This window comes from Bradyrhizobium aeschynomenes (assembly GCF_013178945.1).
In the GTDB taxonomy this organism is placed as follows: domain Bacteria; phylum Pseudomonadota; class Alphaproteobacteria; order Rhizobiales; family Xanthobacteraceae; genus Bradyrhizobium; species Bradyrhizobium aeschynomenes.
In genome coordinates this window covers 110,630-133,400 of record NZ_JABFDM010000010.1, presented here as the reverse complement: position 1 = coordinate 133,400, position 22,771 = coordinate 110,630, and the positions used below count along the sequence as shown (strand labels likewise).

The 22,771-nt window shown below is 65.7% G+C and carries 26 protein-coding genes; 14 read left to right on the top strand and 12 right to left on the bottom strand.

Annotation, left to right across the window (positions count from 1 at the left end; all coding sequences use genetic code 11):
- The first annotated feature begins 157 nt into the window (after window positions 1-157).
- The 4 genes from trmD to HL666_RS25755 all read left to right on the top strand — a co-directional run bounded on the left by trmD (window position 158) and on the right by HL666_RS25755 (window position 3,696).
- A complete protein-coding gene (gene trmD, locus HL666_RS25770; protein WP_172184287.1) occupies window positions 158-931 on the top strand; it encodes a tRNA (guanosine(37)-N1)-methyltransferase TrmD in 774 nt (257 codons plus the stop codon).
- A 107-nt stretch (window positions 932-1,038) separates the two neighbouring features.
- Window positions 1,039-1,422 carry a 50S ribosomal protein L19 gene (gene rplS, locus HL666_RS25765; protein ID WP_015663536.1) on the top strand — a complete coding sequence of 128 codons (384 nt, stop codon included), beginning with the start codon at window positions 1,039-1,041 and terminating at the stop codon, window positions 1,420-1,422.
- 453 nt (window positions 1,423-1,875) lie between these two features.
- On the top strand, window positions 1,876-3,282 hold the full coding sequence (leuC, locus tag HL666_RS25760) for a 3-isopropylmalate dehydratase large subunit (RefSeq protein WP_172184284.1): 1,407 nt from the start codon (window positions 1,876-1,878) through the stop codon (window positions 3,280-3,282).
- A gap of 198 nt (window positions 3,283-3,480) precedes the next feature.
- Window positions 3,481-3,696, top strand: coding sequence for a hypothetical protein (locus HL666_RS25755; RefSeq protein WP_172112943.1), 216 nt, complete (start codon window positions 3,481-3,483; stop codon window positions 3,694-3,696).
- An 81-nt stretch (window positions 3,697-3,777) separates the two neighbouring features.
- Here HL666_RS25755 and HL666_RS25750 read toward each other — a convergent pair whose 3' ends face one another.
- From HL666_RS25750 to HL666_RS25735, 4 genes are all read right to left on the bottom strand, one after another.
- The gene (locus HL666_RS25750) at window positions 3,778-4,518 is read right to left on the bottom strand and encodes a hypothetical protein (protein ID WP_172184282.1); all 741 of its coding nucleotides are present in this window, start codon (window positions 4,516-4,518) and stop codon (window positions 3,778-3,780) included.
- A gap of 326 nt (window positions 4,519-4,844) precedes the next feature.
- The gene (locus HL666_RS25745; protein ID WP_172184279.1) at window positions 4,845-5,204 is read right to left on the bottom strand and encodes a hypothetical protein; all 360 of its coding nucleotides are present in this window, start codon (window positions 5,202-5,204) and stop codon (window positions 4,845-4,847) included.
- A gap of 103 nt (window positions 5,205-5,307) precedes the next feature.
- On the bottom strand, window positions 5,308-5,580 hold the full coding sequence (locus HL666_RS25740) for a hypothetical protein (protein ID WP_172184276.1): 273 nt from the start codon (window positions 5,578-5,580) through the stop codon (window positions 5,308-5,310).
- A gap of 252 nt (window positions 5,581-5,832) precedes the next feature.
- Window positions 5,833-6,144 carry a hypothetical protein gene (locus tag HL666_RS25735; RefSeq protein WP_172184416.1) on the bottom strand — a complete coding sequence of 104 codons (312 nt, stop codon included), beginning with the start codon at window positions 6,142-6,144 and terminating at the stop codon, window positions 5,833-5,835.
- A 142-nt stretch (window positions 6,145-6,286) separates the two neighbouring features.
- Between HL666_RS25735 and HL666_RS25730 the strand changes: the two genes are divergently transcribed.
- The 5 genes from HL666_RS25730 (at window position 6,287) to HL666_RS25710 (ending at window position 9,188) form a co-directional block, all read left to right on the top strand.
- Complete coding sequence (locus HL666_RS25730) at window positions 6,287-6,685, top strand: metallopeptidase family protein (protein WP_172184273.1); 399 nt, start codon at window positions 6,287-6,289, stop codon at window positions 6,683-6,685.
- 94 nt (window positions 6,686-6,779) lie between these two features.
- Window positions 6,780-7,382: a 3-isopropylmalate dehydratase small subunit gene (gene leuD, locus HL666_RS25725; protein ID WP_172112948.1), complete on the top strand. Its 603-nt coding sequence runs from the start codon at window positions 6,780-6,782 to the stop codon at window positions 7,380-7,382.
- A gap of 83 nt (window positions 7,383-7,465) precedes the next feature.
- Entirely contained in the window at window positions 7,466-8,263 is a 798-nt protein-coding gene (locus HL666_RS25720; protein ID WP_172184270.1) for a glycosyltransferase family 32 protein, read from the top strand.
- 99 nt (window positions 8,264-8,362) lie between these two features.
- Entirely contained in the window at window positions 8,363-8,779 is a 417-nt protein-coding gene (locus HL666_RS25715) for a hypothetical protein (protein ID WP_172184267.1), read from the top strand.
- 37 nt (window positions 8,780-8,816) lie between these two features.
- Window positions 8,817-9,188, top strand: coding sequence for a c-type cytochrome (locus tag HL666_RS25710; RefSeq protein ID WP_172184264.1), 372 nt, complete (start codon window positions 8,817-8,819; stop codon window positions 9,186-9,188).
- Between the two features lie 8 nt (window positions 9,189-9,196).
- Here HL666_RS25710 and HL666_RS25705 read toward each other — a convergent pair whose 3' ends face one another.
- Window positions 9,197-10,075: an HpcH/HpaI aldolase/citrate lyase family protein gene (locus HL666_RS25705; RefSeq protein ID WP_172184262.1), complete on the bottom strand. Its 879-nt coding sequence runs from the start codon at window positions 10,073-10,075 to the stop codon at window positions 9,197-9,199.
- Between the two features lie 101 nt (window positions 10,076-10,176).
- Between HL666_RS25705 and HL666_RS25700 the strand changes: the two genes are divergently transcribed.
- The gene (locus HL666_RS25700; protein ID WP_172112953.1) at window positions 10,177-10,821 is read left to right on the top strand and encodes a carbonic anhydrase; all 645 of its coding nucleotides are present in this window, start codon (window positions 10,177-10,179) and stop codon (window positions 10,819-10,821) included.
- Window positions 10,822-10,872: 51 nt separating this feature from the next.
- On the opposite strand, the gene HL666_RS25695 is transcribed toward HL666_RS25700, so the two are convergent.
- Together HL666_RS25695 and HL666_RS25690 are read right to left on the bottom strand one after the other, a co-directional pair.
- A complete protein-coding gene (locus HL666_RS25695; RefSeq protein ID WP_172112954.1) occupies window positions 10,873-11,439 on the bottom strand; it encodes a TIGR00645 family protein in 567 nt (188 codons plus the stop codon).
- 43 nt (window positions 11,440-11,482) lie between these two features.
- Complete coding sequence (locus HL666_RS25690) at window positions 11,483-12,517, bottom strand: aspartate-semialdehyde dehydrogenase (protein WP_172112955.1); 1,035 nt, start codon at window positions 12,515-12,517, stop codon at window positions 11,483-11,485.
- 114 nt (window positions 12,518-12,631) lie between these two features.
- Here HL666_RS25690 and HL666_RS25685 point away from each other — a divergent pair, with 114 nt between their 5' ends.
- Together HL666_RS25685 and HL666_RS25680 are read left to right on the top strand one after the other, a co-directional pair.
- Entirely contained in the window at window positions 12,632-13,435 is an 804-nt protein-coding gene (locus HL666_RS25685; protein WP_172113074.1) for a hypothetical protein, read from the top strand.
- Between the two features lie 228 nt (window positions 13,436-13,663).
- Window positions 13,664-14,044, top strand: coding sequence for a hypothetical protein (locus HL666_RS25680; RefSeq protein ID WP_172112956.1), 381 nt, complete (start codon window positions 13,664-13,666; stop codon window positions 14,042-14,044).
- Between the two features lie 1,165 nt (window positions 14,045-15,209).
- Here HL666_RS25680 and leuB read toward each other — a convergent pair.
- Complete coding sequence (gene leuB / locus HL666_RS25675; protein WP_172133665.1) at window positions 15,210-16,322, bottom strand: 3-isopropylmalate dehydrogenase; 1,113 nt, start codon at window positions 16,320-16,322, stop codon at window positions 15,210-15,212.
- 277 nt (window positions 16,323-16,599) lie between these two features.
- Here leuB and HL666_RS25670 point away from each other — a divergent pair, with 277 nt between their 5' ends.
- Window positions 16,600-17,793: a YbfB/YjiJ family MFS transporter gene (locus HL666_RS25670; protein WP_172112958.1), complete on the top strand. Its 1,194-nt coding sequence runs from the start codon at window positions 16,600-16,602 to the stop codon at window positions 17,791-17,793.
- Window positions 17,794-18,304: 511 nt separating this feature from the next.
- On the opposite strand, the gene HL666_RS25665 is transcribed toward HL666_RS25670, so the two are convergent.
- The 3 genes from HL666_RS25665 to HL666_RS25655 all read right to left on the bottom strand — a co-directional run bounded on the left by HL666_RS25665 (window position 18,305) and on the right by HL666_RS25655 (window position 20,488).
- Complete coding sequence (locus HL666_RS25665; protein ID WP_172184259.1) at window positions 18,305-19,087, bottom strand: molybdopterin-binding protein; 783 nt, start codon at window positions 19,085-19,087, stop codon at window positions 18,305-18,307.
- A 14-nt stretch (window positions 19,088-19,101) separates the two neighbouring features.
- Entirely contained in the window at window positions 19,102-19,731 is a 630-nt protein-coding gene (locus HL666_RS25660; protein ID WP_172112960.1) for a cytochrome b/b6 domain-containing protein, read from the bottom strand.
- A gap of 202 nt (window positions 19,732-19,933) precedes the next feature.
- The gene (locus HL666_RS25655) at window positions 19,934-20,488 is read right to left on the bottom strand and encodes a fasciclin domain-containing protein (protein ID WP_172112961.1); all 555 of its coding nucleotides are present in this window, start codon (window positions 20,486-20,488) and stop codon (window positions 19,934-19,936) included.
- A gap of 469 nt (window positions 20,489-20,957) precedes the next feature.
- Here HL666_RS25655 and HL666_RS25650 point away from each other — a divergent pair, with 469 nt between their 5' ends.
- The gene (locus HL666_RS25650) at window positions 20,958-21,326 is read left to right on the top strand and encodes a hypothetical protein (RefSeq protein ID WP_246739274.1); all 369 of its coding nucleotides are present in this window, start codon (window positions 20,958-20,960) and stop codon (window positions 21,324-21,326) included.
- Between the two features lie 12 nt (window positions 21,327-21,338).
- On the opposite strand, the gene HL666_RS25645 is transcribed toward HL666_RS25650, so the two are convergent.
- Entirely contained in the window at window positions 21,339-22,526 is a 1,188-nt protein-coding gene (locus HL666_RS25645; protein ID WP_172112962.1) for a DNA topoisomerase IB, read from the bottom strand.
- Window positions 22,527-22,771: the final 245 nt, after the last annotated feature.

Here is a 22,771-nt window from a genome sequence, read left to right as displayed (position 1 = left end):
TCCACGATCACGCGGTATGGATCCCGGATCGGCGCCGCGACGCGCTTTGCGCGTCACGGCTTGTCCGGGACGACAGTGGTGGTATGGCCGCACGAGCCGTGGACGCAGCATTGATCCAGGGCTCGATCTCATCGCTCCGGTGCCGTAACAGAGCATCATGACCGCTTCGCCCTCTCCCACCGCGCCATGGCGCGCGACTGTCTTGACGCTGTTTCCGGAGATGTTTCCCGGACCGCTGGGCGTGAGCCTCGCTGGCCGGGCGCTGGCTGGCGGAATTTGGTCGCTCGAAGCACGCGACATCCGCGCGTCGGCCACCGACAAGCACCGCAGCGTCGACGACACGCCGGCCGGCGGCGGGCCCGGCATGGTGCTGCGCGCCGACGTCCTCGCCGCCGCGATCGACGCGGCGGCTGTCGCGCCGGAGCGGCCGAAACTGCTGATGAGTCCGCGCGGTCGGCCATTGACCCAGGCCTTCGTCCGCGAGCTCGCCGACGGTCCGGGGCCGCTGATCGTCTGCGGCCGCTTCGAGGGCATCGACCAGCGCGTCATCGACGCCCGCGAGCTGATCGAGGTCTCGATCGGCGACTACGTGCTGTCAGGCGGCGAGATTGCGGCGCTGGTGCTGATCGATGCCTGTGTGCGGCTGCTGCCGGGCGTGATGGGCAAGCTCGAATCGGGGACCGACGAGAGCTTCTCCGACGGCCTACTTGAATACCCGCAATATACCCGCCCCCAATTGTTCGAGGGCCGCGCCATTCCGGATGTGCTGACGTCAGGGGATCACGCCAAGGTCGCCGCATGGCGCCATGCGCAATCCCAGGCTCTCACTGAGGCGCGCAGGCCGGATTTGTGGGCCGAATGGCAGGCGCGTCAGCCGCGGGAACAAAGCAGGACCAGCCAAAAAGCGCCAAAAAGCACGACAGACGGGTGACAAGCCTCGCGCTTTGCCTTATAGGAGCGCCCAATTCCGCAAGTGACGGCAGGAACAAGCGCAGCCCGCGTGACCCGGCTGGGCGCGCCGCCGATGGAGATTTACCCGTGAACCTGATTCAGCAGCTCGAAAAAGAGCAGTTCGACAAGCTGTCCGCCAACAAGACCATTCCGGAGTTCGGCCCGGGCGACACCGTGATCGTCAACGTGAAGGTGGTCGAAGGCGAGCGCACCCGCGTGCAGGCCTATGAAGGCGTCTGCATCGGCCGTTCCGGCGGCGGCATCAACGAGAGCTTCACCGTCCGCAAGATCTCCTACGGCGAAGGCGTGGAGCGCGTGTTCCCGATCCTGTCCCCGATGATCGACTCGATCAAGGTCGTGCGCCGCGGCAAGGTGCGTCGCGCCAAGCTGTATTACCTGCGCCAGCTGCGCGGCAAGTCGGCCCGCATCGTCGAGAAGCAGGACCGCCAGCAGACCGCGGTCAACGAGTAATCGTTGCAGCACTGGGATTGACGAAAAGCGCGGGCCGGGCCCGCGCTTTTTTGTTTCGCCCCACCGTCATTCCGGGGCAGCCCCAAAGGGGCTGAACCCGGAATCTCGAGATGGGACGATCAGCTCGAGATTCCGGGTTCGATGCTGCGCATCGCCCCGGAATGACGGCGGTGAGATTCGCGCACGCCTCACCGCGACAAACGCATCTCGCACTCCCACGCCTGCGTGCTATATATCTCCCTGAAATGGTTCTAGATCGCACCAGCATGGCCTGCCGCCGCGTCGTCATCGACGATCATAGCCGGCTGCCCGGGCGGTTCTTCGGACGGTTCGCGACGTCAGCGACCTCCGAGCTTAGGCGCGCGCTGTAAGCCGCAGCGCCTTCGTCCTGATTGTTCGCGCGTGCCGGTCACGCGCCGTGTTTCAAACCTTCATTCCCTGGAGCATTCGCTCATGTCGAAGCCGACCACCCTGTACGACAAGATCTGGAACGACCATCTGGTGCACGAAGCCGAGGACGGCACCTGCCTGCTCTACATCGACCGTCACCTGGTGCACGAGGTGACCTCGCCTCAGGCGTTCGAGGGTCTGCGCATGACCGGCCGCAAGGTGCATGCGCCGGAGAAGACGCTGGCGGTCGTCGACCACAACGTCCCAACCACCGACCGCACCAAGCCGAACCCGGATCCGGAGAGCATCGAGCAGATCAAGACGCTGGCCGAGAACGCCAAGGACTTCGGCATCGAATATTACAACGAGTTCGACCGCCGCCAGGGCATCGTCCACGTCATCGGCCCGGAGCAGGGTTTTACGCTACCCGGCACCACGATCGTCTGCGGTGACAGCCACACCTCGACTCACGGCGCGTTCGGCGCGCTGGCGCACGGCATCGGCACCTCCGAGGTCGAGCACGTGCTGGCGACGCAGACGCTGATCCAGAAGAAGGCGAAGAACATGCGCGTCACCGTCGACGGCAAGCTGCCGGACGGCGTGACGGGCAAGGACATCATCCTCGCCATCATCGGCGAGATCGGCACCGCGGGCGGAACCGGCTACGTGCTCGAGTACGCCGGCGAGGCGATCCGCGCGCTGTCGATGGAAGGCCGCATGACCGTCTGCAACATGTCGATCGAGGGCGGCGCCCGCGCCGGCCTGGTCGCGCCGGACGAGAAGGCCTACGACTTCCTGCGCGGCCGTCCCAAGGCGCCGCAGGGCGCGGCCTGGGATGCCGCGATGCGCTACTGGGAGACCTTGCGCTCCGACGAGGGCGCGCATTTCGACCACGAGCTGCGGCTCGACGCCGCCAAGCTGCCGCCGATCGTGACCTGGGGCACCTCGCCCGAGGACGTGATCTCGATCACCGGCGTGGTGCCGGATCCGGACAAGATCGCGGATGAGGCCAAGCGCATCTCCAAGCATCGCGCGCTGAAGTACATGGGCCTGACCGCGGGCACCAAGATCACCGACATCAAGCTCGACCGCGTCTTCATCGGCTCCTGCACCAATGGCCGTATCGAGGATCTGCGCGCCGCCGCCAAGATCGCCGAAGGCAAGACCGTGTCGGGTCACGTCAACGCGATGGTCGTGCCGGGCTCGGGCATCGTCAAGGAGCAGGCCGAGGCAGAAGGTCTGGACAAGATCTTCATCAAGGCCGGCTTCGAATGGCGCGAGCCGGGTTGCTCGATGTGCCTCGCCATGAACCCGGACAAGCTGGCGCCGGAAGAGCGCTGCGCCTCGACCTCGAACCGCAACTTCGAGGGCCGCCAGGGCTTCAAGGGCCGCACCCACCTGGTGTCGCCCGCGATGGCCGCGGCGGCCGCGATCGCCGGCCACTTCGTCGACGTGCGCGACTGGCGCTGATCCGTCCCCTCGTTGGTGGATGCAGCCATCCTGCACCAACCAATCTCCGAACAAGCGCGACGGTTTCGAAAGAAGCCGCCGCGTTTTTCATTTTGACTCAACGTCGAAATGGCTCCGCAAGGGCTTCTTAAATGTCCTCACGCACAATCCTACCGTCGGACGCACCGCGTCTGCAGGGACGTGCCGAGGGAGCCTGACATGGCCAATAAGCCGGAATACGTCGACCTCATCCGCGACGCAACGCGCCAGCGCCGCAAGACTCCGCCCGCCAAGATCATCGCCAAGCCCGAAGCACCAAAGGACGAGCGACGGCTGTCGAACTGGCCTCCGGGCCGCTTCGCCAGATGGCGCCTGGAAACGTTGGTGCCGTGGAAATTGTCGGTGAAGAACTGGCAGCTCAAGGACTGGCTCTAACCGCAACGTAGAAGCCGTTGCCCAAACGAGAGAAGGACGCCGGTGGGCGTCCTTCGATGTCTCCGTCAGGCGCTCGGTTCGTCAGTAGTAGCGCCAGTGATGCCGGTGGTGACGATGATGCCACCGGTGATGCGGGCGCCAGTGATGACGGTTCCAGTGCCTGTGGTGGCAGATGCGGCGCGGGCCGTAATAGGTGTAGACGATACGGCAGCGGCGATAGGGATAGTAATAGGCCGTCGTGTAGGTCGGAGTGTAATAGCTGCGATAGCCGTAGAAGTGCCGGCGGTGGTGATGGAAGTACGGCCGATAGCCGTAATGCGGGCGATGATGATAGCCGCCGCCGTGGAACACCGGTCGCGGGCCTCCGCCGTGAAACGCCGGGCCGCCGCCGTGGAACACGGGACGTGGACCGCCTCCGAACGCGTGACCACCTCCGCCATGGAACGCCGGAGCGCCGCCGCCTCTGAACATGGCGCCGCCACCGTGGAAGGCCGGTCCACCGCCGCCGCCGTGAAAGGCCGGGCCTGCGCGGAAGCCGCCACCGCCGCCACCATGGAAGCCGCCACCATGGAAGCCGCCACCTCCATGGAAGCCGCCACCGCCATGATGTCCGCCACCGCCGCCATGACCACCGGGGCCGGGGCCACGCACCTGAACGGTCAGAGCGTCAGACGGCGCCTGTGTCGCAGGTCCGGCGCCTGGCGCTATTGGAGACATGGCTGACGCGGGACGACCGGACGCACCCGCCAAGACAAACAACGCTGCCGCCGCAAGACTGAGGCGACGAGCAAGACCAGCGCGCTGGTCCTTCATCCTCATCATGGTCCCTTCTCCCTGAATGCTGTGTGCAACGATGGACCCATGCAGCGCCGATGCTGGTCGTCCGATCGGTGGATTGGCGCACCCCCGACATGAACGTAGAGATAGCGACGTGAATGCGGCATGAATGATGCACGCAGCGCGCGCATCTGCGGCGTGGCGTCGCGGCAAAGGAGATGACGGATGAGCGTCGACGTGATCACGCCGACGAGGATGATCGATCGCGCCGGCGACGTTGGCTGATCAGGCTCGCTTCGACGCCTTTCGGAAGCGTTCCGTCACGCGACCTTGCCGCGCCGCGAACGACATGTGTGTCGCAGCTTGTGCTTCTAGTCGAAGAATGGAGTGACCAGAATGAACGCCCCCGGCCGATAGGCCGGTGCGTAGTCCGTCGGGCGGCCGTGATATCGAGGCGTGACCGTTGCTGCCTTGGCAGATCTCCGCGCACCGAATTGCCGTTCCGCGAGGACATGCGCAGCGATCGTCCGGCGGACCGATGCCCGTCCGTCGCTGGCCGCTGCGACGGGAGACGTCGCCGCTGAGCTTGCGAGCAATATCGCCGCGTTGACCATGCCGATCCTGAACCAAGCCTTGTTGACCGAAGCCTTGTTGATCGGGACCTTTTTGGTCGACACGTTCTTGGTCGACGACCGTGTCCCGATCGACGCGTTGCTGACTGACGCTGTCATGGCACCCCCTGGCACCCTCTTGCCTGCCCCCTGTCAGCAGACAGGCCCGCATCGCGGGCCTGCTGATTTCGATCATTCCATCGATCCCGCGGGGAACCGCAGTTCACCAGCGGCGGTGGTGGTGGCGGCGACCGTAGTGGTGGCCACGCCAATGGTGGCGCGGATAGTAGTGATAGCGGGGATAGTAATGGCGTCGGGGATGCCAATGGCGCCGGCCATGCCAGTGTGCCTGGGTCGTCTCCTGCGCCGTGCCCTGCTGCACTGCCGTCGCGGCGCCCGGATTGATCAGCGACAGCGCCTCTGCGCGGTGCGCGGGCGCGGCGAACGCCAGCACGGCGCCAACCGCCGCGATGCCCAACAGCTTCATCACAGTCATGAACTTCTCCTTCGATCGCCTGACATCACGTCGGGCACCGAGCTCCGCCTACTCATGACGGTCGCCGCGGCACGACGCAGATCAGTCTCGAACGAGCGACGTGAATGGGACATGAAGACCTGCGCCGGAGCAGAATGCCGAAACGCCGCGCGCGGTTCCGCCGCACCTCGCGACATATCGGCACCGTGTCGGCATCGTCACGCTGGAACTGGCGAGGCCACTTGTGCGAGCCGATGCACCAAGCGACGGCTCTCACCCACGCCGCCAGACGCAGCTCATGTGCGGGACGATCACCGTGCCGCTGGGCCGGCGCTCCTGCACATAGGTCGCGTCACAAACCCGCACCGCGTTCGGCCCCGGATTGTACCGCGGCAGCACGTCGGGCTGCCAATGCCCCTCGTCGCGCGGATAGATGGGGATGCGGCGCGAACGTCGCTGCGCAGAGAGATCCGTCACCTGATCGCTCCGAACCGCCTGGAACTGCGTGCCGGCTACCTGCCCGGCTTGCGCTCCGGTCGAAATCGAGATCACGACCGCCGCGGCCAGCGCCGTTCCGGCCAGCATCATCGACATCTGTCTCATACGTCCCCCAAACCCAAATCGCGCCGCGACGGTGCGCCGTTTTCACCCCTCGCGTCAACGGCTGCCGCCACACATGTCATAGAACCAAGGTGCAAGATGATCAAAGCCGGGCTAGAAGGCGGCAATGTGGACAGATCTGAAAGCCCCCTCGCTCGCCGACATGGAAGCCATGGCGCATGAGGTGTTCGAGCGCCTGCCCGCGCATTTCCGCAGGATGTGCGACGGCGTCATCATCCGGATCGACGACTTCCCCACCGAGGAGGTGCTCGACGAGATGGAGGCCGAGAGCGAGTTCGACCTGCTCGGCCTGTTCCAGGGCACCGGGCTGCCGTTCCGCAGCAATGACGACCTGCCGCGCCTGCCCAACATGATCTGGCTCTACCGCCGGCCGATCCTGGACTACTGGGCCGAACACGACGAGAGCCTCGGCCACATCGTCCGCCACGTGCTGATTCACGAGATCGGCCACCATTTCGGAATGTCCGACGACGACATGGAAGCAATCGAGGCGGCCGCCGACTGAGCTGCCGGGCTGGGCGTCCCGGGGATTTTGACTTTATCCGCCCGGCCAATCGGGCTAAACAGCGGCCTGCTTGAATTCTCGAAGGTGCTCCCCGATGGACAAGTTCACCACGCTGGAAGGCGTCGCCGCGCCGCTGAAGATCATCAATGTCGACACCGACATGATCATCCCCAAGCAGTACCTGAAGACCATCAAGCGGACCGGCCTCGGCAAGGGCCTGTTCTCGGAGCAGCGCTACAAGGACGACGGCAGCGAGAATCCGGATTTCGTGCTCAACCAGCCGGCCTACCGCAATTCCAAGATCCTGGTCGCCGGCGACAATTTCGGCTGCGGCTCGAGCCGCGAGCACGCCCCCTGGGCGCTGCTCGATTTCGGCATCCGCTGCGTGATCTCGACCTCGTTCGGCGACATTTTCTACAATAACTGCTTCAAGAACGGCATTCTGCCGATCCGCGTGTCCCAAGCCGATCTCGACAAGCTGTTCGACGACGCCGAGCGCGGCGCTAACGCGACCTTGACGGTCGACCTCGCCGCCCAGGAAATCCGCGGTCCCGACGGCGGTACGGTCAAGTTCGAGATCGACCCGTTCCGCAAGCACTGCCTGCTCAACGGGCTCGACGACATCGGCCTGACGCTGGAGAAGAAGGCCTCGATCGACAGCTACGAGGCCAAGCTCGCCGAGCGCGCCTGGGCCTGATCCCGCGCTCAACGCCAGAGTTCGCGGGCCCCGGACCAGGCGTCCGGGGCCTTGTTTCGAGTCCCCCCAGCACAGGTCTGCCATTGACGCGCGTCTTGCCCGAGGTCGTGACGTTCTGGCGCGGACCGCTCGACCGGCTGCGGCAGACCTGCCTGCGTTCGCAACTCGCGGCCGGCCACAAGGTCACCGTCTACAGCTTCGATCCGCTGCCCGGATTGCCCGACGGTGTCGGCAATGCCGAGGCCGAAGCGATCCTGCCTTATGCGTTCTCCGAACGCCTCAGGCCGCCGCAGCCGGATGGCAGCTGGCGCGACTGGACCACCTTGCAGTTCAGCGACTTCTTCCGCATGCGGTTGATGGCGCAGCGCGCCGGCCTGTGGCTCGACGCCGACGTTCTGCTGCTGCGGCCGGTCGAGATCGATCCCGCACGGCCCTATTTCGCCTGGGAGCGACCGCGGCAGCTCGGCAATTCCGTGCTGTATTTGCCGCCGGATGACCCGATCGTCGGCGAATTCACCGCGCTGATGGCGCAGCAGGCGCTGACGCCGAACTGGCTTTCGCTCCGACACCGGATCACCTTCGCGCTCCGCCGTCTGCGCGGCCACTCCGACCGCCTGTCCGACATCCGCGTCGCCATCTTCGGCCCGGCCGCGCTGACGGCGCTGGCCCGCCGTCACGGCTCGCTGCGCCATGCGCTGCCGAAGCGCAGCTTCTATGCCGTGCATGCTGAGCCCAAGGCGTTCTTCGACCCGTCGGATTTCTCCGGTTTGATCGGCGATCCCGGCATCATCGGCCTGCACATCTCGCCCAAGGGCCGCGGCGGCGAGGCGCCCGTTCCGGGCAGTCTTTATGCCTGGGCGACGGAACGGTTCGGTGCCTGAAGGTCCGCGCCCGCGGCAGGGCTGTTGCGCTGCTTGATCTAACGCAACGTCCGCACCGTCACCCGGTGATTGATTGGCGTCAATCATCGGAGACGAGCCATGCCTGCCCAAGCCAAGCCCTATCCCCGCGTTCAATTCCTGATCGATACGTTCGCGCAATGGCTGCGGCACCGGCGCGAGCTGACGGAGCTGCGGCAGCTCGACCGTGACGATTTCGAACGCATCGCAATGGACCTGCAGGTCACGCCTTCGGATCTCGACGAGCTGGTCCGTCACGGCGAGCACGCGGCCGATGAGCTGCCCTTGATGCTCAAGGCGCTCGGCATCGACGAGGCCGCGCTGGGGCGCGCCGAGCCGCTGGTGTTGCGCGACATGGAGCGGGTCTGCGCCATGTGCAAGGACAAGCCGCGCTGCCACCGCGATCTCTCGGCGGGCACCAGCGGCGCGCATTACGAGGAGTACTGCCTCAACGCGCCGACCATCGACCGCCTGGGTGCCGGCGCGGTCAAGCACTGATCGCCTCCTCCCCATCCTACGTCAGCGGAGCGACGCGATGAGCCTGCCGAATCTGCACCGCAACACTTGGCTCCACATCGGCGCCGCGCTGCTGCTCGCGCTCGCCGCGATGCTGCTGATCCGGCTGCACTATGCCAACGGCGCCACGCCGGCCGCGGACAGCGTGCAGGCGGGTCGCAGGCTGGCCGAGGCCTGGTGCAGCCCCTGCCACGCCATCGACGCGAACGGCGCGCGCAGCCAGACCACCACGGCGCCGGATTTCGTCGCCGTCGCCAACATGCCCTCGACCACCGAGCTGGCGCTCAAGGTCTTCCTGCAGAGCAGCCACCCGACGATGCCCAACGTCATTCTGACGGTCGAGCAGCGCGGCGACCTCGTCAACTACATCCTCAGCCTCAAGCGCAGCTGACGATCACTTCACTTCCCCGCCGCCGCGATGGCGTCCGCAATCGCGATCGTCCGCCGGGCCATCTCGGCATGCAGCCGCTCGACCATGCGGCCGTCGATCTGGATCGCGCCGCGCGAGGCATTCTCGGGCAACTCGAACGCCGCGATGATCTTGCGGGCGTCGGCGACCTCGGCCGCCGGCGGCGTGAAGATCGCGTTGCAGGCGTCGATCTGTCCCGGGTGGATCAGTGTCTTGCCGTCAAAGCCGAGATCGCGGGCCTGGATGCATTCCTGCGAGAAGCCATCGGCATTGGCGAAATCGCTGTAGGGACCATCGAGAATTTCCAGCCCGTGCGCGCGCGTCGCCAGGATGCAATGGCTGATCATCGGCAGCATCGTCGCGCGGCCCGGCAGCATGCGGATGCGCGTCTCGCGCGAAATGTCGTTCGGCCCGAACACGAAGCCGGCAAGCCGGGAGCCTTCCTCATGCACAGTGGCCGCGAGACGGTCCGCATCGAGCACGGCGCGCGCGGTCTCGATCATGGCCCACACTTTCAGCGACGGATCGGCGCCGACCTCGGCGAGGCGGCTGGTCACCATGCGCAGATCCTCGACCGTCGAGACCTTGGGAACCAGGATGCCGTCGGTCGCCGTCCGTCCCGCCATCGCGACGTCGTCGCTCCACCAGGACGTGTCCAGGCTGTTGATGCGGATCAGGAGCTCGCGCTTGCCGTAGCCATCGGCGGCCACCGCCTTGGCGATCTGCTCGCGCGCCGCGGCTTTGGCGTCCGGCGCCACCGAATCCTCGAGATCGAGGATCAGGCCGTCGGCCGGCAGGTTCCGCCCCTTCTCCAGCGCGCGGGCATTGGAGCCGGGCATGAACAGAAGACTGCGGCGCGGGCGGATCATTTCGGCGTTTCCCTTGGTTTATGGCGGCGGCCCGCGATACCATTTCGCCCGCCGAGCCGAAAGGCTTGTTCCCGCAGGCCGCATGTGTTTAGGCAAGGCCCATGATCTCGTTTCCGCAACGTCTGCTCGAAGGCTATCGCGCCTTCACCACCCAGCGCCTTCCGACCGAACAGAGCCGCTATCTGGAGCTGTCCGAGCGCGGCCAGTCGCCCGAAGTCATGGTGATCGGCTGCTGCGATTCCCGCGTCTCGCCCGAGGTGATTTTCGATGTCGGGCCGGGCGAATTGTTCGTGCTCCGGAACATCGCCAATCTCGTGCCGATCTATCAACCCGATGCCAACGCCCACGGCGTGTCGGCGGCGCTGGAATATGCCGTCACGGTGCTGAAGGTGAAGCACATCGTGATCCTCGGCCACGCCCAGTGCGGCGGCATCCGCGCCTTCGTCGACAAGGCGGCGCCGCTGTCGCCGGGCGATTTCATCGGCCGCTGGATGTCGATGTTCATCAAGCCCGGCGAGGTCGTCGAGCAACGCGACCATGAGAGCTTTCAGGATTTCGTCACCCGAATCGAGAAGGCCGCTGTGTTCCGCAGCCTGGAGAACCTGATGACGTTCCCGTTCGTGCGAAGCCGGGTCGAGGCGGGCGATCTGCAGCTGCACGGCGCCTATTTCGGTGTGTCCGAGGGCTCGCTGTTCGTGCTCGACAAGGCGAGCAAGGAATTTCGCAGCGCGCGCACTGGCGAGTAGCGAATCGGGAGGTGCGAGCAGAGATCCCAATTCGCTACTCGCCATTCGCCGTCAATGATCGCCCGACCAGCGGTCCGACAGCGCCAGCATCACGGTCGAGACCACGAAGGTCATGTGCACGCCGACCAGCCAGCCGAGTTTGACCGAGTCGTAGCCGGCGTCGAGATTCATGAACGCCTTGAGCAGCTGGATCGCCGAGATCGCGACGATCGAGGCCAGCAGCTTCTGCTTCAGCCCGGCGAAGTCGACCTTGGTCATCCATTCCGGCCAGTCCGGATGGCCGCCGGGATCGATGCGCGAGACGAAGTTCTCATAGCCCGAGAACACCACGATCAGCACCAGATTGCCGGTGAGGCAGACGTCGATCAGGCTGAGCACGCCGAGGATGATGTCGCTCTCCTTGGCGGTCGGCAGATGGACGACGTTCTCCCACAGCAGCAGCGCGAATTTGAACAGCAGCACCACGAGGCTGACGACGAGGCCCACATAGAACGGCGCCATCAGCCAGCGGCTCTTGAACAGGAAGCCCTCGAGCCCGCGTTCGAGCGGACCCGGCGCGTGCTTCGCCGGCACGGGCACTGTCGCCTCTGCCGGCTCGGTCTTGCTGCTCTCAGCCACGTTCGATCCCACCCCGAATGCGCCGCGTGCTGATAGTTACGACTCAGGCCGCCTTCTTCTTGGCGGTGATGAGCTTGCGGTTGATCAGCACTTCGGCAATCTGGATGGCGTTCAGCGCCGCGCCCTTGCGCAAATTGTCCGACACGCACCAGAAGGCGAGGCCGTTCTCGACCGTGCCGTCCTCGCGGATGCGGCTGATATAGGTCGCGTCCTCGCCGGCGGCCTCATAGGGCGTCACGTAGCCGCCCGGCTCATGCTTGTCGATCACGAGACAGCCCGGCGCGTTGCGCAGGATGTTGCGCGCCTCGTCAGCGGTGATCGGATTCTCGAACTCGACATTGACCGCCTCGGAGTGGCCGACGAACACCGGCACGCGTACGCAGGTTGCGGTCAGCTTGATCTTCGGATCGAGGATCTTCTTGGTCTCCGCCATCATCTTCCACTCTTCCTTGGTAAAGCCGTCTTCCATGAAGACGTCGATCTGCGGAATGACGTTGAAGGCGATGCGCTTGGGAAACTTGTTATTGATCAGCTCGTCGTTGGTGTAGACGGCCTTGGTCTGCGAGAACAGTTCGTCCATCGCGTCCTTACCGGCGCCTGACACCGACTGATAGGTCGACACCACGACGCGCGTGATCTTCGCCTTGTCGTGCAGCGGCTTCAGCGCGACGACGAGCTGGGCGGTCGAGCAGTTCGGGTTGGCGATGATGTTCTTCTTGTTGAAGCCGGCGGCCGCATCGGCATTGACCTCCGGCACGATCAGCGGCACGTCCGGATCCATGCGCCAGGCCGAGGAATTGTCGATCACGACACACCCGGCGGCGCCGATCTTCGGCGACCATTCCTTCGAGACCGTTCCGCCCGCGGACATCAGGCAGATGTCGACGTCGGCAAAATCGTAGTGCTCGAGCGCCTTGCACTTCAGGGTGCGGTCGCCATAGGACACCTCGACGCCCACGCTGCGGCGTGACGCCAGCGCCACGACCTCGTCTGCCGGAAATTGGCGCTCGTCGAGAATATTGAGCATTTCCCGTCCGACATTGCCGGTCGCGCCGACCACTGCGACTTTGTAACCCATCGTTCACTCTCCGAAGAAATTTGGCCGACCGCGCATCTGAGCGGAAACGGAAGCGGCAGCGCTTCTATGCGAGAAACGTCCCTGACACAACGTTACCACGACGTCTCGCATTCGATGCATCCCGATTCGGCCAGGACAGCCGCGACGATCCGCAAGCCCCGTATCTCGCCCGGCCTCAAGGCCGTGGCGGACGAGGTCTGCGGCACCTTTGCGCGCCTGTTTGCCTATGTGGGAGCGCTGGCGTTGATCGCCATGCTCGGCGTGGCCGCCTGGAACCGGCTCGACGCCGGCGACGACACGCCGTCGTCCAGGACAGGCTGGATGCTTGCCGACGGCGCGGTGCCGGCGTTTTCGCTGCGCCTCACCGACCAGCCCGACAGAACCGCGACCTACACCATGCTGACCCACCCCGCCGGCGGCCGCAAGGACGTGCTGCGCTGGGGCGAGCCGGCGGACCGGTCGGCGGCCGAGATCGAGATTTACCGGATCGGACCGGAGCGCGACGGCATGCGCAACCCGATCGGCGATCTCGCGGCGCGCATGGGGCGTCCTGCGCCCGAGCTCGAAGCGGCCGGCATCATTGACAGCCGGTTTGGCCCGATCAGCCTGTTGCGTCAGGCCGGCGCTCCGGACGGCCCGGGCGCCTGCCTGGGTTTTCTGAAGACCATCGCCGTACCGGCGCTGCGGATCTCCGGCTGGTCCTGCCAGGGCGCCGCCCTGCAGACCCGGCGCGCCGCCGTCGGCTGCATGCTCAACCGCCTGACCCTGCTGTCGCCGTCCGGCCATGAGGCCGCCCTGACCGAGCTGTTCGCCCAGGCCGAGCCGCGGCGCGCCGATTGCGACGCAACGGGGGTCGCCAAGACGCTCAACGACTGGATCACGGCCCTCGACAATCCCCGGCTGCGCGGCACCTTCTGAGCGACGATTTGCGTCCGCATGTTGCCGAAGGCTGCGAGGCCACGATCGGACATCGTCCGTCCCCGGCAAGTGACGGATTTTGATGCAACTTTCCCGCCACAGCCGGAATTTATCTTCGGCAGCGTCGCGGGAATGACCTTGTGATGCCACAGCCGACCCAGATATTGTGCGGGCCAAATCATGCGCATGGCGAGCGCCCGCCCCGTTTGGCGCCAGGAAGAGGACGTGATGATTGAATTTTCTGCTGCGACGCGGGTCATGACCTTGGCGGTGATCGCCGCGACCGGTCTTGCCATCACGACTCTTGCCGTCACCTCCGCCGATGCCGCCCCCGCCAAGCGTCGCTCGACGGTGGTCTACTCCAACGGACCGAACTATTCCTACCAGTCCGGCCCGCGCACCCGCATCTATGTGAGCAAGCGCTCCTGGCTGGACGGCGGCACCGAGGTGCTGCCGGGCGACCGCAAGTTCAGCGACTATGCCTTCCCGCCGGCCGTCGGCTATCCGTCCTTTGCCCGCGAGAACCTGAACCGCCCGATCGACCGCCAGCCGCTGATGGCGCCGTCCGACCTCGGCGGCTACCCGACCCGGATTCCGATCCCCTACTGAGGGCTGGGACAGCATTCGAACACCCAATCCGATGATTTAAGGCCGGGCTCCGCCCGGCTTTTCGTTTGTGAGCAGGCCATCGACATCGCTCTTGCCTCGCGGCATTGCGAGGAACGCAGCGACGCAATCCAGACGGCCTCCGCTGTGGGAGGTCTGGATTGCGTCGCTTCGCTCGTAATGACGCCGACATGCAATCTCGTTCTCGCGGCGCTCTGGCGTCCGAGTGATCCGGTACATTCGCCCTCATCGGAAGCAAGGGCGCAGGGAAGGCCGAGCCTCGGCTGAGGCCCGTGGCCCCCGTGCGGAAAGAATGCACGGGGCAGGAACCACAGGTACAGCCGGCACGACCCGGCCTTCCCTGCGCGATGGTTTTCACGCTTACTCTGCGCTCTCCCCGGTGTCCGGCTTGTAGCCACCGTCGTCTTCGGGATCATCGCCCTTCCGACTTGGCGCCAGCATCGGGGCGCCAGGACCACGCAGCTTCACGTCCGCAAGAGCCTCGTTCGTCCGCACGCCGTTGAAGGACGTGCTGCGAGCCCTCGCGGCCACCGCATCCCCGCCTCACGCCTCGTGACGATCGCGAAACGCCCCTTGCCGGCGAAGCGGGATGAGGGGAGGGAAGCATGGATTCTGGAAAGGCGAAAGTGCAATTTTTGGCGTCAGCGGGCTGGATCAACTGATCGGGTTGATCGCACGGGCGAAATGAGTTTTTCGGCGCAGCGGATTTTCAGCTGGAAGATGGGCGATCGGGCGCGCTTGCCGACGCCAATCGCGCAAAACAACGACCTGATTTGCCCGGCGGGCGGCCCACATTGCGTCTCGCAAGAAGGCGCGTTCGAGCCCGTGCTAATGAGTTGATCGAGCTGCATCCCCAGCGACGGTGCGCTCCCCTCCCCCTTGCGGGGAGGGGTTGGGGGTGGGGGTCTCCGGGCGATGCCGTCGATGAGTCCACGTACAAACGAATGGCCGATGCGCTTCAGGAGGAGCGCATCGATGGTGGCGATAAACCATGGCTAATCTGGAAAGACGCCATTGCCCCAAGCTCGCTCACTGGGTGGGGACCCCCACCCCCGACCCCTCCCCGCAAGGGGGAGGGGAGCCGAGCGCGCCCGTGCGGTAACAGCTCGGCTCAAATGAGCATCGCTCCAATCACACCGTGAGCTTCTTACGCCGTGAGCTTCTCCAGCTCCTTGATGATCGCCTCGCCCATCTGCGTGGTCGACGCCGGGGTCGAGCCCTCGGCCTTGATGTCGGCGGTGCGCAGGCCGCTCGCGAGCACGGCGGCGATCGCGGCGTCGAGCTTGTCGGCGAGCGCGCCCATGTCGAAGGAGTAGCGCAGCGCCATGCCGAACGACGTCAGCATCGCGATCGGGTTGGCAAGACCCTTGCCGGCGATGTCGGGCGCCGAGCCGTGCACCGGCTCATACAGCGCGCGGCGTTTGTGAGTCTTGGCGTCGACCTCGCCGAGCGAGGCCGAGGGCAGCATGCCGAGCGAGCCGGTCAGCATGGCCGCGATGTCCGACAGCATGTCGCCGAACAGGTTGTCGGTGACGATGACGTCGAACATCTTCGGATATTTCACGAGGTTCATGCCGCCGGAATCGGCAAGCTGGTGCTCGAGCGTGACGTCTTTGTACTCGCGCGCGTGGACCGCGGTGACGACCTCGTTCCAGAGCACGCCCGACTTCATGACGTTGCGCTTCTCCATCGACGTCACCTTGTTCCTGCGCTTGCGCGCGAGGTCGAAGGCGACGCGGGCGATGCGCTCGATCTCATAGGTGTCGTAGACCTGGGTATCGACGGCGCGCTTCTGGCCGTTGCCGAGATCCGTGATGGTCTTGGGCTCGCCGAAATACACGCCGCCGGTGAGCTCGCGCACGATCATGATGTCGAGGCCCTCGACGATCTCGCGCTTCAGGCTGGAGGCATCGGCAAGCGCCGGATAGCACACGGCGGGACGCAGATTGGCGAACAGGCCGAGATCCTTGCGCAGGCGCAACAGGCCTGCCTCGGGGCGCACCTCGTAGGGAACGCCGTCCCACTTCGGGCCACCGACGGCGCCGAAGATGATGGCGTCGGCCGCCTTGGCCTTGTCCATGTCGGCTTCCGAGATCGAGGCGCCATGGGCGTCGTAGGCGGAGCCGCCGACCAGGCCCTCTTCGGTTTCGAACGAGGCGAGCCCCTTGCCGTTCAGCCAGCCGATCAGCCGCTTCACCTCGGCCATCACTTCGGGGCCGATGCCGTCGCCGGGCAGCAGCAGGAGCTTCTGGGTCGCCATGGTCGTTGTCCTCGCGTGGGTCGTTGTCATGACCGGTCTCGTCCGGCCATCCGCGCCTGTGCTCTGGCGAGCGGACAGGACGAGGATGCCCGGTGCAAGTCCGGGCTGACGAAGAGCGGCTTTAAAATCCGCGCGGAGTGCTAAAGCGCTCCTGCGCCCTTGGCAAGCCACCATTGCCGCAGCACGTCTTCTGTACCGGCAGACCGGGCTGTAATGTGCTCGAAATCCGCGGCCGGACAGCATGAATGGCCCGACCTTCGTGGCGCCGGAGCATTTCTTGCCGATCCCCCCATCCGCCCCGCTTCCGGCCCGTCCGGCGCTGACCAATCTCACACTGTCGCTCGGGCCCATCATCGGTCTCGGCATCGGCCGCTTCGCCTATGCGCTGGTGCTGCCGGACATGCGGGACAGCCTGCACTGGTCGTATTCGGCGGCAGGCTTCATGAACACGGTCAATGCCGCCGGCTATCTGGTCGGCGCGCTGATCGCCTCGCACACGGCGCGGCGGTTCGGCGGACTGGCCGCCGTGCGCGGCGGCACGGTGGCGGCGTTGGCGTCTCTCATCGTCTGCGCCATGACGGGCGACTTCGTCACGCTCAGCCTGGCGCGACTGGTGACCGGGATCGGCGCCGGCGTGGCGCTCGTCGCCGGCGGCGCGCTGGCGGCGCGGATCGCTCTGGCTCGGCCGGCGCAGGCGAGCTTCGTGCTGAGCCTGTTCTATGCCGGACCGCCGCTCGGCATCGTCGTCTCCGGCCTGATCGCGCCGTTCGTCCTGCAGGCATTCGGCCCCGGCTCATGGTGGATCGTGTGGGCGGTGCTTGCCGGCGTCAGCGTGGTGCTGATCGTGCCGTTGCTGCTGATGCAGCTTCCATCGAACGCCGCCATGCCGGAGACGCGCGCGGACCGCGTCTCGCTGCGGCCGATGGCGATCTATCTGTTCGGATACTTCCTCTACGGTGCCGGCTATATCGCCTATCTCACCTTCATGATCGCCTATGTCCGCGATCTCGGCGGCGGCGCCGCGGCGCAATCCGGGTTCTGGTGCCTGATTGGCCTCGCCGGTTTCACCACGCCGTGGGTGTGGCGCCGCGTGCTGGCGCTCGACCGCGGCGGCTGGCCGACCGCGCTGATCCTTACGATCAACGCCATTGGCGCCGGCCTGCCCGCGCTCAGCCATACGCCGGTCATGCTGACGCTGTCTGCTGCGGTGTTCGGCATCGCGTTCTCGACGGTCACGACGGCGACGACCGCGTTCGTCCGCTTCAACCTGCCGCAAGCCGCCTGGCCGCGCGCGATCGCCGCGCTGACCATTTCATTCGGCGTCGGCCAGACCTTGGGCCCGTTCGCCGTCGGCGCGATCACGGATGCGATGGGCAGTCTGACCTATGCGCTGAACGTCTCGGCCGCGCTGCTGCTGCTGGGAGCCGTGATGGCGGCCTTCCAACACAAGCTGAAGGCCACGGAGCGCTGAAAGCCACAGACCGCGCCAAACCCACGGTGTCGTCCCGGGCTTGACCCGGGATCCATACGCCGCGGCGGATGTGATGGGCCAAATGCAAATGACCCGCCTGCCTCAAACCACTCCCTGTAGGGATGGGTCCCGGCTCAAGGCCGGGACGACGGCGGAGTGCGTGGCGATCTCTCGCTTCACAACCAGTGTCATCCCGGCGAACGCCGGGATCCATACGCCGCGGCGGATGTGATGGGCCAAATGCCAATGACCTGCCTGCCTCGAACCACTCCCTGTGGGTATGGGTCCCGGCTCAAGGCCGGGACGACAGCGGAGTGCGTGGCGATCTCTCGCTTCACAACCGGTGTCATCCCGGTGAACGCCGGGATCCATACGCCGCGGCGGATGTGATGGGCCAAATGCCAATGACCTCCCTGCCTCGAACCACTTCCTGTGGGTATGGGTCCCGGCTCAAGGCCGGGACGACGGCGGAGGGTGTGGTGGCGATCCGGGGCTTCATTAGCTCCCGCGCTCAGCTCCCGCTGAACGAATTGTACCCCTGGTCCTCCCAATAGCCGCCCTTGTAGTCGTTGGTGACTTCCATCGCGACGACGTATTTCGGGTTCTTGAAGCCGAGCTTGGTGGGGACGCGGATCTTCATCGGGTAGCCGTAGGCGCGCGGCAGGATCTGGTCGGCGAACTTGAAGGTCATCTGGGTCTGCGGATGCAGCGCGGTGCGCATGTCCAGCGGCGAATTGTAGCCCTGAGAGTCGGCGCAGTTGAACCAGACGTATTTGGCACGGGTGTCGGCGCCGATCAGCTTGAGGAAGTCGCGCAGCGGCGTGCCGGTCCAGGAGCCGATCGCACTCCAGCCTTCGACGCAGATGTGGCGCGTGATCTGCTTGACTTGCGGCAGCGCGTGCAGTTCGTCGAGCGTCCACGACTTCTTGTTGTCGACGAGGCCGCGGACCTCGAGCTTCCAGTCGGCGGCGTCGATCTCCGGCGCCTCGTCGAGCGTGTAGTAGGCGTTGAACGGGAACGGTTTTGTGATTGCGCTCTCCGGGAAGGTCGGCGCCAGCGCGTCCGGATTGAACATCCAGGACTGCACGGCGTCGTTGAACTTCGACACCTTCTTGAGCAGCTCCTCGGCAGTGTCGCCGTCGACGACGTCGCAGCCGGTGAGAAGGGTCAGCGCGCCCAGGCTGGCGCCGCCGGTGATGAAGCGGCGGCGGGTGAGATCCGGCATCGCCTTGATCGAGTCCTTGATCAGGAGCCGCTTGTCGACGCCGGGAATGAGGAACGGACGCTTGGCCATGATGCAGTCTCCCCTCAGCGGCCAATGATCATCGCGCGCAGGCTCTTCGGCACCAGCAGCGCGAGCAGGATGTGGATGACCAGGAAGGCGCAGATCAGCGCCATGCAGACGAAATGGACGTAGCGCGCGGCCGGGTAGTCGCCGAACAGCATGACCAGCCAGTGCAGTTGCACCGGCTTCCAGATCGACAGGCCCGAGAGCACCACGACGATGCCGACCAGGATGATGCCGAGATAGAGCAGCTTCTGCACCGCGTTGTAGACGGTGAGATCGCCATGCGAGAGCTTGAAGGTCAGCGCGGCCTTGACGTCGGCGATGACAGCAGCCGGCGAGACCGGCAACAGCTTGCGGCGGAAGCGGCCGGTGGCGAGACCCGTGACGAGATAAGCGAGGCCGTTCAGCATCAGGAGCCACATCGCGGCGAAGTGCCACAGCAGCGCGCCGCCGAGCCAGCCGCCGAGCGTGATGCTGCGGTCGAAGCGGAAGTCGAACAGCGGCGAGGCGTTGTAGATCTGCCAGCCGGACATGATCATCAGGATCATCGCCACGGCGTTGATCCAGTGCATGACGCGGACCCAGGCGGGCTGGATCACCTTGGTCTGCGGGGTCGCGATCGTCGTCTCGGTGGCAGCGATGCTGGACATGACGGGCTCGGTGGTTCCGGGTGGTCTTCGAGGTTCCGACAGATATACGCGAAACGGCGGCCCGTCGTTACGGGCTCAAACCGGCAAATCGATGCTTTCGGAGCGATAGCTCTCACAAAAAAGCGAGCCGGGGTGGGCCCGGCTCGCTCGGGATCGCATCCGCGAGGAGGAGGAAACGGATGCGTCCTTGCTTCGCCGGGTCTTACGACGCCGGCATCAGCACGGTGTCGACCACGTGGATCACGCCGTTCGACTGATTGACGTTCGGCACCGTGACCATCGAGGTGCCGCCCTTGGCGTCGACGATCATCACGTTCTTGCCCTCGCGCTTGACGGTCAGCTGCTCGCCCTCGACGGTCTTCAGCATCTGGCCGTCCTTCAGGTCGGCGGCCTCGAGCTTGCCGGGCACGACGTGATAGGTGAGGATCTTGGTCAGCGTCGCCTTGTTCTCCGGCTTGACGAGCGTGTCGACGGTGCCGGCCGGCAGCTTGCCGAAGGCGGTGTTGGTGGGCGCGAACACCGTGAACGGGCCCTTGCCTTCCAGCGTCTGCACGAGACCGGCGGCCTTCACGGCTGCGACCAGCGTCGTATGATCCTTCGAATTGACCGCGTTCTGGATGATGTTCTTCGACGGATACATCGCCGCACCTCCGACCATCACGGTCTTCTCCTCGGCGCTGGCGGGCGCGACGAAGGTCGAGGTCAGCGACAGCGCGCTGAAGGCGGCGGCAGCGAGATAGGCAATGCGCTTGGACATGGATAGCTCCCTATGAACGACGGCGGCAGAGCCGCGTGATGAGTTCGACTGCGACACCGATGCTGGAATGAGCGGCTTGCTCTTGCGTCGTGTCGGGCCAAGTTACGCGGGCTTCGCGAAGGGAGTTTCGGGTCATAATTTAACGTGATCCATGAAACCAACTGCGGCTGAGATCGTCTCGCCGACTCATTGGCCCAGAGGTCGCGCGCCGCAATGTCGCAGCTGCTGCGAACTCATCGGTGCAGGTCGGTCATTGGCCGACGCGGCTTCGCATTAACTACAATGCCAGCCGAGACCGGCCGAACCTGCCGAAGACATTGCGAGTAAGACTTTCTTAAGGTTGATTGGTGGGCACGGCGCCGGCTGTGGGAAGGGGATGTCCTGCACGCTCCGGCGCGATCGGCGGGGGTTTCCAACAGTGAACAGAACGATCTGGATTGCGGGGTTCTGCCTCGTGATAATCTGCTGCTTGTTTGCAACGAAGATGGTGCTGGCGGCGGTGACGCCGGCCGATACCGCCGGCGAGACGACGTCGTCGCTGATCCGCGAGCCGATCCCCGGCGTTGATACGTTGAGCGAGAGCGATCGCAGCTTCGAGACGCCGCCGGTGGACCTCACCGAGGGCGCGCGCCTGCCGCTGATCTCGAAGGCCGTGCGCGCGGAGAGCCGTGGCGCATCAGTCGCCCGCCGTGCCAAGGTGACCGGCAAGAAGACCGTGATGCGTCCGGCCAAGCGCAACGCCGAGCCGCTGAAGAGCGCGGCGGCGCCGTGCAAGCAGCTCGATCCGATCGCACGTTTCCTGGCCTCGGCCAAGATCGGACCGCGCTGTCAGGCTTGACGGACCGGAGCCTCAGGCCGAGACGGCCGTCACCACCTGGGCCAGCAGCTGCTCGCGCTTGGTCTGCGAGCGCTGGCCCTTCATGGTGGCCGCGAAGCGTTCGAGGATGCCGTCCTCGAACGCGGTCACGATGGTGTCGTGCACGTAGCTCTTGCGGCAGATCGCCGGCGTGTTGGTGAGCTCGTCGGCGGCGGCGCGGATCGCTTCAAGAATCTGCTTCTTGCGGCCGCGCGCGCTCGCCGCCGGCGTGATCCGCGACAAGGTTTCCAGCGCGACGGCCGACGCCATCAGCGTGCGAAAATCCTTCAGCGAGATCTTGATGCCGGCGATCTCGCGCAGGAAGGCGTTGACCTGGGTGGTCGAGACCGCGCGCACCACGCCCTGCGCGTCGCGATACTGGAACATGCGCCGGCCGGGCAGGCCGCGCAGAATGCCGGCGGCGCGCACCAGCTTGGCGGCGTCGCATTCCTTGCGCACCGCCTTGCCGCCCTTGGCCTTGAAGGTCAGCACCAGGCAGTCGTCCTCGAGGAGAACGTTCGACTTCAACAGCGTCGCGGCGCCACGGGTGCCGTTGAGGCGCGCATAGGACTCGCTGCCGGGGCGGATCGCGGTGCGGGCGATCAGCTCGATCACGGCCGCCAGCGCGAACTCCCGCGTCGGCTCGTCGCCGGCGAGATGCTTCGACACCGCGCGGCGGATGCGCGGCAACGCGCCGACCAGCTTGGCGAGGCGATGCGCCTTGCGATGCTCGCGCACCTTCTCCCAGTCGGCGTGATAGCGGTATTGCAGCCGGCCGGCGGCGTCGATGCCGACCGCCTGCAGGTGCAGGCTGGGATCGGGCGCGTAGCGCACCTCGCGATAGGCCGGCGGCACCGCCATCGCATGGAGGCGGCGGATGGTGCCGGCATGGCGGATCTGGGTGCCGTTGGCGCGAATGAAGGTATAGCTCTTGCCGCGCTTGATGCGGCGGATGGTCAGCTCGGTCTGGTCGCCGAGCTTCAACCCGATGCGCTTGGCCAGTTCCTCGACCGTGGTCTTGGCATGCGCCTGCGCGTCGGCGGTCTTGGCGTGAGCGAGATCCTTCAGGGTCAGCTTGCGGCGGGGCGGCTTGGCCGGCCATTGGCCCAGCGCCTTCGCGAGCGCGACCTCGGGATCGGCCGGACCGACCCGGGGGCTCTCGAAATTCTGCTGGTCCATCATTGCTTTAGACGCCCTGCCGTCGTGCTCATCCGCTCAATGCCCCGGTGTCCGGTTTGGTTCCGGCGGGGTTATCCACAGCTTCAAGGCGATTTAGGGTGTGATCGCCCGGATGGCGAGTCCTTAAATTTGGGCAAAACGGCCCCATCATACCGTTACGCGAGCTGATCCGGGGTAACCTTGACGTCGGCTGGACGCGGGGTGGCCTCGCCAAAATCGCGACTGCCGCAACCTCTGCGCACAATTCT

Excerpts from the sequence above, each read along its gene's own strand:
- HL666_RS25680 (WP_172112956.1), top strand. The coding sequence starts at position 13,664 with ATGATTGAATTTTCTGCTGCGACGCGGGTCATGACCTTGGCGGTGATC.
- HL666_RS25755 (WP_172112943.1), top strand. The coding sequence starts at position 3,481 with ATGGCCAATAAGCCGGAATACGTCGACCTCATCCGCGACGCAACGCGC.
- HL666_RS25645 (WP_172112962.1), bottom strand. The coding sequence starts at position 22,526 with ATGATGGACCAGCAGAATTTCGAGAGCCCCCGGGTCGGTCCGGCCGAT.
- HL666_RS25685 (WP_172113074.1), top strand. The coding sequence starts at position 12,632 with ATGCATCCCGATTCGGCCAGGACAGCCGCGACGATCCGCAAGCCCCGT.
- HL666_RS25700 (WP_172112953.1), top strand. The coding sequence starts at position 10,177 with ATGATCTCGTTTCCGCAACGTCTGCTCGAAGGCTATCGCGCCTTCACC.
- HL666_RS25740 (WP_172184276.1), bottom strand. The coding sequence starts at position 5,580 with ATGACTGTGATGAAGCTGTTGGGCATCGCGGCGGTTGGCGCCGTGCTG.
- leuC (WP_172184284.1), top strand. The coding sequence starts at position 1,876 with ATGTCGAAGCCGACCACCCTGTACGACAAGATCTGGAACGACCATCTG.
- HL666_RS25730 (WP_172184273.1), top strand. The coding sequence starts at position 6,287 with ATGTGGACAGATCTGAAAGCCCCCTCGCTCGCCGACATGGAAGCCATG.
- HL666_RS25705 (WP_172184262.1), bottom strand. The coding sequence starts at position 10,075 with ATGATCCGCCCGCGCCGCAGTCTTCTGTTCATGCCCGGCTCCAATGCC.
- HL666_RS25660 (WP_172112960.1), bottom strand. The coding sequence starts at position 19,731 with ATGTCCAGCATCGCTGCCACCGAGACGACGATCGCGACCCCGCAGACC.
- HL666_RS25745 (WP_172184279.1), bottom strand. The coding sequence starts at position 5,204 with ATGACAGCGTCAGTCAGCAACGCGTCGATCGGGACACGGTCGTCGACC.
- HL666_RS25665 (WP_172184259.1), bottom strand. The coding sequence starts at position 19,087 with ATGGCCAAGCGTCCGTTCCTCATTCCCGGCGTCGACAAGCGGCTCCTG.
- HL666_RS25735 (WP_172184416.1), bottom strand. The coding sequence starts at position 6,144 with ATGCTGGCCGGAACGGCGCTGGCCGCGGCGGTCGTGATCTCGATTTCG.
- HL666_RS25655 (WP_172112961.1), bottom strand. The coding sequence starts at position 20,488 with ATGTCCAAGCGCATTGCCTATCTCGCTGCCGCCGCCTTCAGCGCGCTG.
- leuD (WP_172112948.1), top strand. The coding sequence starts at position 6,780 with ATGGACAAGTTCACCACGCTGGAAGGCGTCGCCGCGCCGCTGAAGATC.
- HL666_RS25690 (WP_172112955.1), bottom strand. The coding sequence starts at position 12,517 with ATGGGTTACAAAGTCGCAGTGGTCGGCGCGACCGGCAATGTCGGACGG.
- leuB (WP_172133665.1), bottom strand. The coding sequence starts at position 16,322 with ATGGCGACCCAGAAGCTCCTGCTGCTGCCCGGCGACGGCATCGGCCCC.
- HL666_RS25710 (WP_172184264.1), top strand. The coding sequence starts at position 8,817 with ATGAGCCTGCCGAATCTGCACCGCAACACTTGGCTCCACATCGGCGCC.
- HL666_RS25750 (WP_172184282.1), bottom strand. The coding sequence starts at position 4,518 with ATGATGAGGATGAAGGACCAGCGCGCTGGTCTTGCTCGTCGCCTCAGT.
- trmD (WP_172184287.1), top strand. The coding sequence starts at position 158 with ATGACCGCTTCGCCCTCTCCCACCGCGCCATGGCGCGCGACTGTCTTG.
- HL666_RS25715 (WP_172184267.1), top strand. The coding sequence starts at position 8,363 with ATGCCTGCCCAAGCCAAGCCCTATCCCCGCGTTCAATTCCTGATCGAT.